The sequence below is a fragment of the Pseudomonas sp. CVAP#3 genome (assembly GCF_018986375.1).
Lineage (GTDB): Bacteria > Pseudomonadota > Gammaproteobacteria > Pseudomonadales > Pseudomonadaceae > Aquipseudomonas > Aquipseudomonas helvetica.
Genome location: NZ_JAHMSC010000007.1, coordinates 1 through 15,477 on the forward strand (window position 1 = coordinate 1; position 15,477 = coordinate 15,477).

At 59.8% G+C, this 15,477-nt stretch carries 14 protein-coding genes; 3 read left to right on the forward strand and 11 right to left on the reverse strand.

Going from position 1 to position 15,477, the window contains the following annotated elements:
- Positions 1 to 307: 307 nt before the first annotated feature.
- Entirely contained in the window at positions 308 to 1,243 is a 936-nt protein-coding gene (ctlX, locus tag KRR23_RS13750) for a citrulline utilization hydrolase CtlX (protein ID WP_216742935.1), read from the forward strand.
- Positions 1,243 to 2,277, forward strand: coding sequence for an arginine N-succinyltransferase (astA, locus tag KRR23_RS13755; protein ID WP_216742936.1), 1,035 nt, complete (start codon positions 1,243 to 1,245; stop codon positions 2,275 to 2,277). The genes ctlX and astA overlap by 1 nt, the downstream gene beginning before the upstream one ends.
- Before the next feature lie 11 nt (positions 2,278 to 2,288).
- Here the strand turns inward: astA and KRR23_RS13760 are convergent, their stop codons facing one another.
- From KRR23_RS13760 to argH, 9 genes are all read right to left on the reverse strand, one after another.
- On the reverse strand, positions 2,289 to 2,996 hold the full coding sequence (locus KRR23_RS13760) for an HPP family protein (protein WP_216742937.1): 708 nt from the start codon (positions 2,994 to 2,996) through the stop codon (positions 2,289 to 2,291).
- 157 nt (positions 2,997 to 3,153) lie between these two features.
- Positions 3,154 to 4,329, reverse strand: coding sequence for an MFS transporter (locus tag KRR23_RS13765; protein ID WP_216742938.1), 1,176 nt, complete (start codon positions 4,327 to 4,329; stop codon positions 3,154 to 3,156).
- 134 nt (positions 4,330 to 4,463) lie between these two features.
- On the reverse strand, positions 4,464 to 5,813 hold the full coding sequence (locus KRR23_RS13770; protein WP_216742939.1) for an MmgE/PrpD family protein: 1,350 nt from the start codon (positions 5,811 to 5,813) through the stop codon (positions 4,464 to 4,466).
- Entirely contained in the window at positions 5,810 to 6,697 is an 888-nt protein-coding gene (locus KRR23_RS13775; protein ID WP_216742940.1) for a polysaccharide deacetylase, read from the reverse strand. The genes KRR23_RS13770 and KRR23_RS13775 overlap by 4 nt, the downstream gene beginning before the upstream one ends.
- Complete coding sequence (locus KRR23_RS13780; protein WP_216742941.1) at positions 6,690 to 7,538, reverse strand: polysaccharide deacetylase; 849 nt, start codon at positions 7,536 to 7,538, stop codon at positions 6,690 to 6,692. The genes KRR23_RS13775 and KRR23_RS13780 overlap by 8 nt, the downstream gene beginning before the upstream one ends.
- A gap of 226 nt (positions 7,539 to 7,764) precedes the next feature.
- Positions 7,765 to 8,589: an ABC transporter substrate-binding protein gene (locus KRR23_RS13785; protein WP_216742942.1), complete on the reverse strand. Its 825-nt coding sequence runs from the start codon at positions 8,587 to 8,589 to the stop codon at positions 7,765 to 7,767.
- Positions 8,590 to 8,613: 24 nt separating this feature from the next.
- Positions 8,614 to 9,378 (reverse strand): amino acid ABC transporter ATP-binding protein, encoded by a 765-nt coding sequence (locus KRR23_RS13790; RefSeq protein WP_216742943.1) that lies wholly within the window; start codon positions 9,376 to 9,378, stop codon positions 8,614 to 8,616.
- A 20-nt stretch (positions 9,379 to 9,398) separates the two neighbouring features.
- A complete protein-coding gene (locus KRR23_RS13795) occupies positions 9,399 to 10,274 on the reverse strand; it encodes an amino acid ABC transporter permease (RefSeq protein ID WP_054597473.1) in 876 nt (291 codons plus the stop codon).
- An 83-nt stretch (positions 10,275 to 10,357) separates the two neighbouring features.
- On the reverse strand, positions 10,358 to 11,785 hold the full coding sequence (gene argH / locus KRR23_RS13800) for an argininosuccinate lyase (protein WP_216742944.1): 1,428 nt from the start codon (positions 11,783 to 11,785) through the stop codon (positions 10,358 to 10,360).
- A gap of 294 nt (positions 11,786 to 12,079) precedes the next feature.
- Here argH and KRR23_RS13805 point away from each other — a divergent pair, with 294 nt between their 5' ends.
- Positions 12,080 to 13,045 (forward strand): LysR family transcriptional regulator, encoded by a 966-nt coding sequence (locus KRR23_RS13805; protein ID WP_216742945.1) that lies wholly within the window; start codon positions 12,080 to 12,082, stop codon positions 13,043 to 13,045.
- Positions 13,046 to 13,297: 252 nt separating this feature from the next.
- Here the strand turns inward: KRR23_RS13805 and KRR23_RS13810 are convergent, their stop codons facing one another.
- Complete coding sequence (locus KRR23_RS13810) at positions 13,298 to 13,819, reverse strand: GNAT family N-acetyltransferase (RefSeq protein ID WP_216742946.1); 522 nt, start codon at positions 13,817 to 13,819, stop codon at positions 13,298 to 13,300.
- A 42-nt stretch (positions 13,820 to 13,861) separates the two neighbouring features.
- The gene (locus tag KRR23_RS13815; protein WP_216742947.1) at positions 13,862 to 15,469 is read right to left on the reverse strand and encodes a phospholipid carrier-dependent glycosyltransferase; all 1,608 of its coding nucleotides are present in this window, start codon (positions 15,467 to 15,469) and stop codon (positions 13,862 to 13,864) included.
- Between the last annotated feature and the right edge of the window lie 8 nt (positions 15,470 to 15,477).

Sequence of the window (15,477 nt, forward strand, 5' to 3'; positions counted from 1 at the left end):
TACTTCCCCATGACACCCCCAAAGGTTGTGTCCAACATTTGGGGGTCAGTTCACTCTGCGTGGGAATGCAGCCCGTGACGCTCCGCGTCACTTCAACGGCGGACGCAGAGCGTCCAATGAGGCGTTCCCACGCAGAGCGTGGGAACTATCTATCAGCGATTTCAGACGATTTATCACGCTCACCAAATCGGCTGCAAGCCATCCCGTTTTCAGCCATTTTCAGCACCAACTCCCTCCTTATCAGCCGGGTTTTTCCGGCGCCGAATCAGACAATGAGCACCTCTCAACCCTCATTGATTCTGTGCCCATGCAAACCACCAATACCGTTTTGATGATTCGCCCGACACGTTTCTCCTTCAACCAGGACACGGCCGCCAACAACCGTTTCCAGCGCCCGGCGGCTGCGGCCGAAGACGTACAACTCAAGGCCCTGCAAGAGTTTGACGGCTATGTCGCAGCCCTGCGTGAGCACGGCGTTGAAGTCATGGTGCACAACGACAGCGAAGCACCCCACACCCCGGACTCGATCTTTCCGAACAATTGGTGGAGCAGCCATCCCGACGGCACGCTCGTGCTGTACCCGATGCAGGGCCACAACCGCCGTCTTGAGCGCGACAAAGGCGTACTCGACTGGCTGCGCGATGGTTACCGCATTGAGCAATTGCTTGACCTCTCCGACCTTGAGCAGCAGGAAGTGTTCCTTGAAGGCACCGGCAGCATGGTCCTCGATCGGGAGCAGCGCATCTGTTACGCCGGGTATTCGACCCGCACTCACGCCAAGGCCCTGGATCAGGTGGTTGAACACCTCGGCTATGAACTCTGCGCCTTCAACGCGGTGGACCGTCACGGTGTGCCGATCTATCACACCAACGTGATGATGAGCGTCGGCACGCAACTGGCAGTGGTCTGCCTGGAATCGGTCAGCGACCTGGACGAACGCAATGCACTGCGCTCTCGTCTCGAGCGCAGCGGCAAGCAAGTCTTGACCCTGAGCTTCGATCAGCTGGAGTCGTTCGCCGGCAACATGCTTGAAGTGCACAACGCCGCTGGCGAGCCGTTGCTGGTGATGTCGCGTACGGCCTGGCGGTCGCTGCATGCCGACCAGCGCCGGATGGTCGAAGCGTACGCCAAACCTCTACCGGTAAACATTGACACCATCGAGCGGATTGGCGGCGGCAGTGCGCGCTGCATGCTCGCGGAAGTCTATCTGCCTAAACGCGTGAGCCCACAGGAGCAGCATTGATGATCGTCCGTCCTGCAACAATGAATGACCTGCCGGCGTTGCTGGCACTGGCCCACAGCGCCGGCACCGGGTTGACCACCTTGCCGGCCGATGCCGGGCGTTTGCGGCAGCGCCTGGAATGGGCTGAAAAAACCTTCGCCGGTGAAGCCGAACGTGGCGATGCCGATTACCTGTTTGTGCTGGAGGCCGACAACGGTGAAGCCGTCGGTATCTGCGCACTCGCGGGTGCGGTCGGGCTGCGCGAGCCTTGGTACAACTACCGGATGGGGTTGTTTGTCGCCGCCTCGAAAAATCTCGGGATCAATCAGCAATTGCCCACACTGTTTCTGGGCAATGACATGACCGGGCAATCGGAGTTGTGTTCGTTGTTCCTGCACGCTGGTCATCGCAGCGGTCTGAATGGTCGTTTGCTGTCCAAGGCGCGATTTCTGTTTCTCGCCGAATTTCGCCAGTACTTTGGCGACAAGGTGATCGCCGAGATGCGTGGTTACTCGGACGAAGAGGGCGTTTCGCCGTTCTGGGAAGGGCTGGGCCGGCACTTCTTCAAAATGGATTTCGCCGACGCCGACTACCTCACCGGGCTGGGCAACAAGACCTTCATTGCCGAGCTGATGCCCAAGTTCCCGCTACCGACCTGTTTGCTGCCCGAGGCTGCGCGGGCGACGATCGGCCGGGTTCATCCCAACACCGAACCGGCGCTGGGGATGCTCAAGGCTGAAGGGTTCGAGCACAAGGATTACATCGACATCTTTGACGGCGGCCCGTTGATCGAGTGCGCCACCGGCGACATTCGCGCAGTGCGTGACAGCCAGGTATTGCAGCTGAGCATCGGCACGCCGGGAGAGCAGGCGGCGGTTTATCTGATTCACAACCGCCAGTTCGCCGATTGCCGGATTACTGCTGCACCGGCGCGGGTCGCCGCCGGGACCTTGATTGTCGATGCTCACACCGCCAAGGCACTGGGGTTGACTGCCGGTGCTTCGGTGCGGGCCGTCAGCCTGGCCGTACCGGTGCGGCAGCAGTCGGCGGCGTAGTGGTTTAGTGGCTAAGGCCGAATGCCAAACACTTCACTGATACTGCGGCGTTTGGCATGCAGCTCGCTGGCGTGGATTAACTGCTCAAGGTCCTCGGGCGTGACGTCGAAGAACTCCTGCATTTCGGCCAGGGCCAGCTTGAGGTCTTCGGCGGTAATCGCCAGCGCGTCTGCGGGCGGATGATCGGCGGGCACCGTGGTGACCGGTTCACTGTGGCCCTTGGGGTAACGGATCCGCGTCAGGTTGTTATAGACCAGGGCGCTGAGTAGCATGCACGTCGCGGCGAGCATTACCGGGCCGAGTTCGCGCCAGTCCATGGCGATGGTCGCCGGGTCTGCCAGCACCAGCAGCAACGCCAACGCACCCGCCGGCGGGTGCAGGCAACGCAGCCAGCACATCAGAATCAGCGCCATGCCAGCCGCCAGACAGGCACTGCCCAGCGTGCGCCCAAGCACATGGGCCACCAGCAGCGACACCACCGCCGCGCAGAGGTAGCCGCCGAGAATCGACCACGGCTGCGCCAGTGCGCCGGACGACACCGCGAACAGCAACACCGCCGACGCGCCCAACGGGCCGATCAGGTGCAAGGCCACGTCCATCCCGAACACCTGGCCGCAGACCCAGACACTCAGCAGTGTGCCCAGCGACATGCCGATGGCGGCACGGCTCCATTCAGAGGGGCGGGTGTTGATGGCAGCGGGTATCCAGCGAGCGAGCATAGCGAAAACGATCCAGTGGCAAAGGGCAGGCAAAAAGAAGGGCTTGTCTGGATCACCAGAAAGCCCTTTAAGCGTTCCAACATTTGGGGGAGGAACCGGCACAGTGTGCCGATCTATCTCATCACTGACAAATTCATATTAATGAGCCTTCAATGCATTATTTTTGAAGTATGGCGACGCGTCGACCACTAAGGAAACACAGTAATCCGCCCATGGCGGTCAGTGCGCTGAGGGCATAAAACATCGTCGCCGGCGCCGTGTGGGTCAGCAAAAAACCGCAAATCACCGGGCTCGCCGCACCGCCCAATGCCGCCAGGTTCTGCGCGCCGTAGTAGCTGCCGCGCAGTTCTTCCGGGGCCAGGGTGTCGACGAACAGGAACTCTGCCGGGTAGATGATCATTTCGCCGAGGGTGAAGACAAACATCGCCAGGCACCACTGCACCAGGTTCTGCGCGAAGCTGAAACCGATCAACCCGAAGATGAACAGGCTGCTGCCGATAATAATCCAGTAACGCAGCTGTTCACGCTTGAGGAAGCGGCCGATCTGGTACTGCAAGAGAATCACGCTGATCGCGTTGCAGGCGAGGATCGCGGCCATGGTTTGCAGGGCAATGTGCTCGTTTTGCGTCACCAGCAGGTATTGCGACAGGTACAGGGTGAAACGCCCATGCACCACGGTGCTGAGCAGGCAGCCGCAGGTGAACATGATCAGTGTGCGGTCGTTCTTCAGGGTCACCAGGGTTTTCAGAAAACTTTGTGGTTGGCCAACAACCGCTTCCTTGGCCGATCCGGGAATCCCTCTCATCAGGAAGGTACTGAAAAAAGCGATGCCACCGGCAATCAGGAACGGTGCCAATGGCTGCACCCCGGCAATCACCACCCCAAGCATTGGACCGGTGGCGTAACCGATATTGGTCAGGGTGTAGCGCAGCGAAAACGCCTTGGCCCGTTGGCCTATCGGCAGGTTTTCACTGAGGATCGCTTTGGAGCCGATCAGAAACAGCGCCGAAGCGGTTTCGGTAATCACCAGCGTCAGCGTGGTCAGGTAAAGGTTGTGGGCGAAGGTCAGCAGGACAAAACCGACGGCGCTGGAGAGCATCGCCAGAATCAGCAACCGGCGTTTTTCCAGGCGGTCGATGATGTAACCGCCATACAGCGCGAGCAAGGTGGCGATGAACACCGCGATGCCCAACAGCAGGCCGACGTCCTGTTGGTTCAGGCCCAGCTTGTTGCTGAGGAACAGTGTCAGCAACGGGCTGGTGATGGCGCGGCTGACGACGATGGTCAGCGAGCAGATCATCAGGCGGCGAATAACGAGCGAGTAAGTGGCCACGGTGGTGCGGATGTCCTTATTCAGATTTAGCTATGCGGCGACGCCATTCGCGAGCAAGCCCGCTCCCACAGGGGACGCATTCCAATGTGGGAGCGGGCTTGCTCGCGAAGAGGCCGGTCCTGACAAACCAGGGCTCATGCCAGCCACCGATCCAGTTCCCAAACCGATTCCAGTTTTTCCAGTTGCCACAAGCGCTCCAGTAACCCGGTCGCCTGTTCCACCGGCAGCACCCGCGTCGCCAGGCTGAGGAATTTCTCCTCCAGCGCTGCATCACTCAACGGATTCCCCGGTGCCCCCAACGGCACCTCGACACACAGGCTTGCCGTGCGACCATCGCGGTTGCGAATGCTCACGACCGGCTCGCCATCCTCTGACAGTTGTGGATCCACTACAAGGTGAATGCGTGACATCCAATGCGCGATTTCTGACGTACTGCGTTGTTCGTCGTCATAGGCCTCAAGCCGGCAATGACCATAGACCAGCCGAGCGGCGAGCGCATACGGCAGACTCATTTGCGCGGCGGCCAGACTGCCAACATCGCGCCCGCCGCACATCTCGTTGAGAAAGCCACACAGCGACACCTGAACGTCTTCCAGCTGATCGGTCTCGATCTGCAACTGCTCAAGCAACAAACCCAAGGCATCGATGGCCGAGTGTGTGCCACGGCATGACGCGTAAGGCTTGATCGAGCAGCGGGCGAGTTTCCACACCACGCCAAGGTCTGCGTCCAGCGCCTCGGGCTGCGCGTGTTCAGCCGCGAGGGTCTTGAGAAAACCGCCCCAAACGTCGTCGAACAGCTTCGTTGGCCCGCTGATCCCTTGCTCGGCAAACCGCGCTGCCAGCAATCCACCTTCGGCAGCGCGGCCGCTGTGGAGCTTTTTGCTTTGCGAGCCGTCGTGGATAAACGCCCAGAGGCCGCCGCTGAAACTGCCGGCAATGCCCAGTGCCGCGAGAGTTTGTGCCTGATCAAGACCGAGTATTCGCGCACTGGCCGCCGCCGCGCCGAATACGCCGCAGGTGGCGGTCGAGTGCCAACCGGCGCCGTTGTGCGCCGAGTAACCTCCGCAGGCCTCAAGCACCCGACGGCCGATCTCATAACCGATCACCACGGCGGTGATCAGTTCGCGACCGCTCACTGGTGCGGGACTCAGGCTGACCGCCGCCATCACCGCAGGCAGGACTACCGCGCCGGAATGATCGCAGCCGCCGGTATCGTCCAGTTCCAGCGCATGGGCGGCAATCCCATTGAGCATCGCTGCCTGCGCCGCACCGACATACTGCGCAGTGCCCCAGACCAGTGTTTGGCCAGTTTCATTGGCAAAGGTTTGCCGGACGGTGACGGCAATCTCACTGGCGGCCCCGGCCAGGGTCGCGCCGACGGTATCAAGAATGTGTCGCTTGGCTTGTGCCACCAATGCCGGCGGCAAGTCTTCGAAACGGGTATCGACGCACAATTGCGCCAGACGCTGCAATGGTTCGCTCATGGCAAGTACGCTCGATAATGCCGCTCATACACGGCGGCTGGATGCTCCTCGTCCATCGGCACAGCACGCTCGGCCCACCACTGGGCGACGTCGCCAGCCGTGGCGATCCACACGTCGTCGTGTTGCTGGATACCCAGCAGCAACTCGCGCAGGACACCGATGCGTCCTGGGGTCGCGATGATCTCCGGGTGCAGGCGCAGCACATAGCACAGGCCAAAGCGATGAAACCCGGCGAAGTCCATTTGCAGGTTGCCCAAGGTGTGGCTGTAAGAGGCAATCCGCGATTGCGCGGGTGGCACCGCCGGGCTCAGGTTGAACGCGAAGTACGGTTCGTCCTCCAGCTCATAGTGCAACGGCAGTTCGATCACTTCGGGCGTCGTCGGATGGGCGAACGGCAGGTCATCGCCACGCCAACAGGATGACCAGCGAATGCCTTGCTCGCGCAACACTTCGGTAAACCCCGGTGCCCAGTTGCCGGCGGGAATCCGGAAGCCCGTTGGACGCTGGCCGGTAATGCCGGCCAGTGCCCGGCAGCCGTGCTCAAGGGCGGCGGTCTGCTCGGCCAGATTCAGGGTGTCGTAGTTCTGATGGCGATAACCGGCGCAGGCAATTTCATGACCGGCGGCCTGGATCGAGCGGATATGTTCGGGGTTTTCTTCGGCAACGATGCCCGGTACGCACCAGCTGCTGGCAACCCCCAGCTCCTTGAACAGTGCGAGCAAGCGTTCGACCCCGCGTTGGGTGCCGTAGCGCCACACCGACAGGGTCTTGTCGCGACCGGCGACTTCCGGAGCCTGGGTCAGGATGCCGTGCACGTCGTTGTAGTCGACGGTCAACACCACGGCGCATCGGTAGCCTTTGGGCCAGACCGTCGAATCAGTCATGTTGATGCTCCTTGAGCCACCAGTGGGCGACATCGCGGCAGGTGGCGAACCACACGTCATCACGCTGGCGCATGTGCTCGAAGAGTTTCTCCAGCAGCAGAATGCGCCCCGGTTTGCCGGTGATCTTCGGGTGGTAGAGGGTGGTCAGGCACAGCCCTTCATTCATCGCACCGTCGAATTCGCGGCACCAATTGTCGAGGGTCAGCTCATAGCTGGCGGTACGGTCCAGCCCCGAGGGAAAATCCGGCGCGCGGGTGTAGGCGATGGAGGCGTAATCGTCCATTTCCCAGCGGCCGGGGATTTCCACCAGCGGGGTATCAAAGCCCGGCACGTTCACCAGATACGGCCGGTCATCGCCGCGCATGCTGCTGGAATAGGTCACGCCAGCTTCCACCAGCATGGCCGGCGTCTCGGCCCGCCAGTCGCCGGACGGGGTGCGAAAGCCTTCTGCGCGGATGTTCAAATGCTGCCAGAACACCTCGCGGCATTTATTCATGACGTCCTTTTGCTGCTCTAGCGTCAGCGCATAAAAGGACTCGTGTTTGTAGCCGTGATAAGCCACTTCATGCCCGCGCTCGATGATCGACTGGCACTGTTTCGGCCAGTTCTCCACGACCCAGGCCGGGACGAAGAAGGTGGTCGGGATGCGGAATTCGTCGAGCAGATCGAGAATCCGTGGCAAGGCCCGATACGGTCCGTAACCGCCAAAACCGAAATACTCGGGCTTGTGCCAGATCGAGCCGTTGAGCATCGCATCGCCGGTCGGGCCATCGAGATCGAAGGCCAGAGCCAGGCAAGCGTTGTGACCGTCGGGCCAGGTCGGTTGGGGTGAGGAGGACATGGGTGGTGCTCCGTTTTTTGTGCTGGTATTGATCGTTTGGATGTTGGGTGTCAGTTAGAAGCACCCCTCACCCCAACCCTCTCCCCAGAGGGGAGAGGGGGAAAGGGAGCCGATCTTCAAGTTTTTCAAAACTTGAGTTCAACTCGGACTCTCAGGTCGTAGCATTTCTAACAAACAACCCGATCAGCTCCCTCTCCCCTTTGGGGTGAGGGGTGGTTCTTGAAGGTTACTTACCGGCGTTAATGGTCACCGTCTTGATCGCCCCCAACTCCAGATCCCACTTCTTCAAAATCGCCTGATAGCTACCGTCATCAATCATGCTCTGCAACGCCACCTTCACTGCCTCACTCAACTCAGGCTTTTTCTTGCTGACACCCAGCCCGCTGAACTGCACCGAGATCGGCATCCCCACGGTCTTGTAGGTGTCTTTTTCCTGGGTCTTCAGATACGACAGGGTTTCGCTGCCCTGCATGGCCGCATCGATGCGGCTCTGACGCAGTTGCGCACGGGCGTCGGCGGAGCCTTCGGTGCCGATCACGTTGATCGCCGGTTTACCCTTCGCTTCGCAATTGGCCTTGCTCCATTCAGCAATTTCCGCCGGGAAAGTGGTACGTCGGCTGGTCCCGACTTTCTTGCCGCACAGGTCGGTGATTTCATTCGTGTCCTTGTTCTTTTGCAGGGTGTAGAACTGCGGCCCGCTGGTGAAGTAGTCAACGAAGGTCACGCTCTGCTGGCGTTCGGCGGTGTCGGTCATGCCCGACAGCACCACGTCCACGCGGTCGGTGGTCAGGGCGTTGATCATTTGCTCGAAGCCGGTTTCCTGCCATTTGATCTTCACGCCCAGACGCTCGGCCAAGGCGTTGCCCAGGTCGTAGTCCAGGCCGGTGAGGGTGTTGGTGGCCGGGTCCTTGAAATCCATCGGCGGATAGTTGGGCATGATCGCCACGACGATTTCGCCCTTGGCCTTGATGCTCGCGGGCAAATCAGCTGCCCAGGTCATCGAAGAGGCCATCAGGCCAGCCACTACTGCAGGGATAAGGAGTTTTTTCATGGTCGTTCTCTTTTTGAGTTGTCGTTAGGTGCGAACGGCAGAAATGAAGCTTTGGGTGCGCGGGTTTTGTGGACTTATTAGTATTTCTTCGGGGCTTCCTGCCTCCACGATCTGCCCGCCATCCATGAACACCATGCGATTGGAAACCTCGCGGGCGAAGCCCAGTTCATGGGTGACGACGATCATGGTCATGCCGGTCTGCGCCAGATCGCGCATCACCGACAGCACCTCACCGACCAGTTCCGGGTCGAGTGCCGAAGTGGGTTCATCGAACAGCATCAGCTTGGGCCGCATGGCCAGCGCCCGGGCAATGGCTACCCGTTGTTGCTGACCACCGGAGAGTTCGATCGGGTAGCTGTTGCGCTTGTCGGCCAGGCCGACGCGGGCCAGCAGTTCCAGGGCTTCTTCGTGCGCTTCCTTGGGCGAGCGCTTGAGCACCTGGCACGGGCCTTCGACGATGTTTTGCAGCACAGTCATGTGCGGAAACAGGTTGAAGCGCTGGAACACCATTCCAGTGGCTAGGCGCTGCCGGGCGATCTGTGACTCGTTGAGCTCGTGCAGTTTGTTGCCGGCAATGCGGTAACCCACCAATTCGCCGTCGACCCAGAGTCCGCCCTTGTCGATTTTTTCCAGCTGATTGACGCAGCGCAGCAGGGTGCTTTTGCCGGAGCCGGACGGCCCGATGATGCACAGCACCTCGCCCTGTTCGACTTCGATGTTGATGTCTTTGAGCGCGTGGTATTGGTCGTAGTACTTGTTCAGGCCAACAGCCTTGACGATGCTTCTCATGTTCAATTCTCCTGCGCGACTCACGAGCGCTTGCCGGCGCCACGAGCGAAACGACGCTCCAGACGGCTTTGACCAAAGGACAAGACGGTGACGGCGGCCAGGTACCAGATGCCGGCGACGATCAGCAGCTCCATCACGCGGGCGTTGGCGTAGTAGATGTTCTGGGCGTTGTAGAGCAGTTCCGAGTACTGAATCACGCTGGCCAGGGAGGTCATCTTGACCATGCCGATAAACTCGTTGCCGACCGGAGGAATGATGATGCGCATGGCCTGCGGCAGGATGATCCTGCGCAGCGCTTGCAGGCGCGGCATGCCGATTGATTTGGCTGCTTCGTACTGGCCGGTGTCCACCGAGAGCAGACCGGCGCGCACCACTTCAGCGGTGTAGGCGCCCTGGTTGATGCTCAGGCCCAGCAGCGCTGCGACGAAGGGCGTCATCAGGCTGACGGTATCGAGTTCGAACAGCCCCGGAATGCCGATGGTGGGGAAGATCAGCGCCAGGTTGAACCACAACAGCAGTTGCAGAATCAGCGGCGTACCGCGAAACAGCCAGGTGTACGTCACCGCGACATAGCGCAGGATCGGGTTCGCCGACATGCGCATCACGGCGGTAATCACCCCGAAGACAATCCCCAGCGCCATCGCCAGCACGGCCATGACGATGGTGTTGAGCAAGCCGAACAAAATCGCTTGGGAGGTCAGAAACTGGCCGATGTACGACCACTCGATCTTGCCCTCGGCGAAAGCCCTGACCAGACCGACGATGGCGACGACGATAAGCGTGGCGAAGAAGATCCGCCCGTAGTAGCGCCGAGGTACATGCTCATACTGGGTGATGTCGAACTGGTTTTCGGCTTTTTTGCGCTCCGCGAGGAGCTCTGCCTGAGTCTGGTTCATTTCGGTTCTCCGAACACGGGTGTTTCAGATCAACACAATCCCTGTAGGAGCAAGCTTTGCTCCTACAGGGGGTTGTGCTTTATTCAGAGGCGGAAGCCTTGATAGTTTTCGGCCCATTGCTGCTGTGCGGCGAGGGCGGTTTTCAAGCGGCCGATCTGTTCCCGGACCTGTTGCGGTGCGGTACCACCCCAACCACTGCGAGCAGCGATGGCGGCTTCCAGGGTCAGGCTGTCGCGCACTTCGGGGGTCAGGCGCACATCGATCTCGGCCAGCAGCGCCGGTGAGGCTTCCCACAGTTCGATATCGTGTTTCTCACAGGCCTGAACCAGCGCGCCGGTGATTTCGTGGGCCTCCTTGAACGGCACACCGCGCACCGCCAGCCAGTCGGCGACCTCGGTGGCGAGAGTGAAGCCCAGCGGTGCCTGGCGACGCAGCTCTTCGACATTGACCTTCATGGTCGCGACCATCCCGGCCATGGCTGGCAGCACCAGCAGCAGGGTGTCGACGCTGTCGAGCACACCGTTTTTGTCTTCGCTTAGGTCACGGTTGTAGGACAGTGGCAAGGATTTGAGGGTCGACAGCAGACCGGTGAGGTTGCCGATCAAACGGCCAGCCTTGCCACGCGCCAGTTCAGCGATGTCCGGGTTTTTCTTCTGCGGCATGATCGAACTGCCAGTGGCGTAGGCATCGTCCAGCGCGACCCAACGAAATTGCCGAGAAGACCACAGGCAAAACTCTTCAGCCAAGCGGGAAATGTTGACGCCGAGCATGCTCGCCACGAACAGGAACTCGGCGACGTGGTCACGGCTGGCCACGGCGTCGATGGAGTTTTCGCAGACACCGCTATAGCCCATTTCCTTCGCCGATTGCTGCGGCTGACGGGCGATAGCGGAACCGGCCATGGCCGCTGCGCCCAATGGCGACAGGGAAGTGCGCACGTCCCAATCCACCAGACGTTGCACATCGCGCAGCATCGACTGGGCGTGGGCCAGCAAGTGATGGGCAAACACGATCGGTTGTGCCTGTTGCAGGTGAGTGAAGCCCGGGCAAATGCTGTCGATGTGCAGCTCGGCCTGCTCGACCAGCGCCTGTTGCAGGGCCAGCACTTCGGTGGTCAGGGTGCGAGCGTGATCACGTAGAAACAACCGCAGATCGTTGGCAGTCTGATCGTTGCGCGAGCGTCCGGCGCGCAGCTTGCCACCCAGCGCACCGAGGCGTTCGGTCAGCAGGCGCTCGATGAAGGTGTGGACGTCTTCGTCATCCTGAGTCGGGCTGACAAAGCCAGCACGGAAGTCTTCACCGATACGCTCCAGCGCATCGAGCATGGTTTGGGTTTCCTGCGCATCGAGCAAACCGGCGCGGTGCAGTTCCCCGGCATGGGCCTTGGAACCGGCGAGGTCGTAAGGGGTGAGGCGGAAGTACCGCTCAGGGCAGCGGGACAGGGCTGCCAGGGCTTCGGACGGGCCGCTTTTGAAACGCGCTCCCCACAAACGATCGGTTGCTTGAGTCATTGTTGTTTTCCTCGTCGGTAACACGAACAGATGTCGTTACGCAGAGCCTTGAACACTCGCCGGGATCGTCCGGGCGTGGTTCGGCTCATGCAGTTTTCAAGAGGGCAGTTGCAAGTGGCGAGAGCTGATCGAAGTGTCAGCTTTTAATAGTTTCGAATCAGCGAGTTGGCGCTGATCGGGGGGAATTATTGGGAGTTGCCAAGCCTGGTTTTCTGTGTTCATTATTATTAGCCAGCGTTGTTTTTGTTGTTGGACACAGACTGTTGAATCGGGCGCCAGAGGTAAATAAGCATTATGGAAACCCCACTTTCCAATTCTGGAAACCCGCCGTTGAAAACGGCCCATCGAGCGCCTTTGGCCCTGAGCGGGCTGGACTTCAAACTGCTTAAAGTGTTCAAGGCAGTGGTCGAGGCCGGGGGGTTTAGTGCGGCTCAAAACGAGCTGAATGTCGGGCTGGCAGCCATCAGCAAACAGATCTCCGACCTTGAGATTCGCATTGGCATGCGCCTGTGTACTCGGGGTCGAGAGGGATTTAATCTGACCGAAGAAGGGCGCCTGGTCTATCAGGCGTCGATTGACTTATTTGCCTCGGTCGACAACTTTCGAGACAAGCTTAGTTGCGTTCAGAATGAATTGATTGGCGACTTGGGAGTAGGAGTGATCGACAATACGATTACCGATGAAAACTCTCCGTTAGTTGCTGCATTGAAACGAATAAATGAAGAGTCGCCGAAGGTGCGCTTTCAACTTCAGGCCTCGCAATTGGATGAAGTGGAAAGAGGTGTTGTAGAAGGGCGGTTGGTCGCCGGAATAGTGCCGGTTTATCAGAAAAGAGAAGAGTTCGATTACTTCACGTTGTATGAAGAAAGATCAGAGGCCTACTGCGCAGTGGGGCACCCGTTGTTCAGCGTTGCGGATGAGGAGATGGGCGAAGATGTGCTCAAGCAGCACGAGTTCATCAACCATCGTTACGCCATCCACCGCGACAAGCTGACCTTTGCCCGATACGACAGTTTTTCCGCCTCGGCGTCACAGGTCGAAGCGGTCGCCATGCTGATCAAAACCGGGCGTTTCCTGGGTTTTCTGCCACAGCATTATGCGGCGCCACTGGTTGCACAAGGCACGTTCAGAGCCCTGCGGCCGGACCTGATTAGTTTCAATACACCGTTCAACCTGATCCTGCGGCACAACACGGTGCGCAGTCCTTTGGTCAAGGCGTTCGCCCAGGCATTGGGGGTGGATCTGAAGGCGAGCGTTTGAGATTGGCTGTAGAAGTCTGCCTGCTCGGTAGTCGCTGAGCGTGCGGCACGGTAGTCGCAGAGTTTGGCGTTTATAGCGCCTGTCGGGAGTGTCGAACACATCTTTCAGATGTTCGCCGGATAAGTAAAACAGCAGGTTTAAGTGTTGGTTGCTATCGAGGTGAGATCATTCGAGGGACGACCGCTTGATGCAGTGAAAGTACAGTCAACAGGACAACAGTTCCTGCAGCTGTTTCCCGCCGATACATACCTTTTACGGTTTGATGCAACAGCGCATCGCACACCGTCGGGCGCCCGGCAATCCATGGGCGATTTCTGCTTCCAGCACTGTCTGCAAGCGTTGATCGAGATCGGAAAATGCCAGGGTTTCAAAACCGAACCGCTGATAAAACGGCTCGTTCCATGGCAGTGTGCGAAAGGTCGTCAGCGTCAGCGCGGTCAACCCGCTATGGCGTGCGTACTCAAGGGCGGTCTGCAACAACCTGCGCCCCAGGCCCTGGCCCTGAAACTCGCTGCTGACAGAAACCTCCTGGATATGCAGTTCGGTATCGACGGCATGGGCGCTGAGAAAACCCACGATTGATCCATTGGCCATCTCGGCAACCCAGACCTGCGCGGACTCTATGGCGCGCAGGTGCTGCTTGACGCTGGTCACGGGGGCGTCGGCAAGCCAGGCAAGTTCAGGGTCATTACGGAAGAGAATGGCAGCTGAGCGCTCTACGGCGGGCAGTGCGCTGGCATCGTCGAATTGGGCACGGCGAAGGGAAGGGGTCATGGGCGCAAGCTTAAGCAAGCGCCCTGACGATGTGCAACCCGTTCAGGGCTGCACGGGTACCAGATGCAGCAGGACGTAATCGTCCTTGTCGAAGTTCCCGTTCAGTACCGGTTGCAATGTTGCCAACCGAGAGCCTTTCAGGGCCTCGTAGTCACTTTTTTCCATCACCAGCCAGACAGGGCCTTTCAGGTTTTCCAGTTCTTGCACTGAATGAGTGAAGACCGGGAACAGATCATGCTCGACGTTGACCATGAACTTGATCGCCTTGGCGTCTTTGCCCATGGCGTGCAAGACCACAGGCGCCGGGTCCTTCTGGATCAGCTCAAAGGCTGCACGACTGAACGTACGGGTGTCGAAGAGCCTGCGCTCTGCGGGCTCGAACACCAGAATGTAGGTCGACCACAGCGCCAGCACTGCGGTGAAGGCCAGGCCCACTGCACGCACGCGTGGCTTGAACAACAGCCCCAATGCGATCACCTGCAACACACCGAGAATCGTCATCACCGCCGTCACCGAGGTGAGATGCTCCGGGAAGCGTCGCTTGGCGACCAGCAGCCCGACGATCAGCAGACCAGGAATCAGCAGCCACAGGCCCTGCATCAGGCCGCGCAGCCACTGGAGTACCCGGCCCTGCGCGCCCTGGAACGGGTACGCCGCAATGATCGCTGCCATCGGCAGCATCGGCAGCATGTAGCGGGCTTTTTTCGCCATCGGAATCGACAGGCCGATCATCACGATCAGCCCGGCAGCGGTGCACAAGGTCAGCAGGCGCAACGCCGGTCCTCGGTCCTTGCGGCCGAACAGCAACACCGCGGCCAGCACCACTACCGCCAAGGGATACGCCAGCGCATAGTTGCCCAGCGAACTGCTGAAGTAAAACAGCGGACCGCTCGCGCCTTCACGGCCATCCATGCGCCCCATGAACTGCATGCGGATCACATCTTGGACGAAGGTCGGACCGCCACTGGCGTTGGCCAGCCACAGCAACAAACCAATACCGGCTGCCAGCAGCAAAGCTGCCAGCAAGCCGATCGTGATCATCCGCCGCCACTGGCCATTGAGCAGGTAATAACTGCACAAGACGCCGGTAGGCACCACCAGGCCGATAGGCCCGCGAATGGCAAAACCGAGCACCAGCAACGCGAGTATCAGCGGCAGTCGTCGCGGCGCCTGAAAGTGGTCGGCGGCATAGCCCAGATAGAACACGGCGAAGGTCACGGCCGCGACCATCTGGTCGAGGGACACGGCGCGGGTTTCGGTGATGAAGGTATTGCTCAGCATCATCAAGGCAATGCTGATCAGCGCCCAGGTTCTGGAGTAGGGCGCTACCAACCGGTACATCAGCGTGACAATCGTCGCTGAGGCAATGGCGCTGGGTAACCAGGCCGTCAACGCGTTTACCTGGCCAAAGGGCAGCGAAAGCAGCCAGGTAAAAAACGTCGAGGTGGCCCAGTAATCAGCGTAAGGCTGGCCATAGGTGGTCGGGAAGAATCCCGGCCCATGGCGCAGCATTTCCTGGGCAAACAGTACAAACCGCGTGTCGAATCCGATCGCCGATTGCTGGTAGACCCCGGCGCAGAACAGCAGCAGCGCCAGTAGCCCCAGACCTAACGATTGTTGACGGATCCCTGTCGATGGATATGCGTGCACGCGGCCTC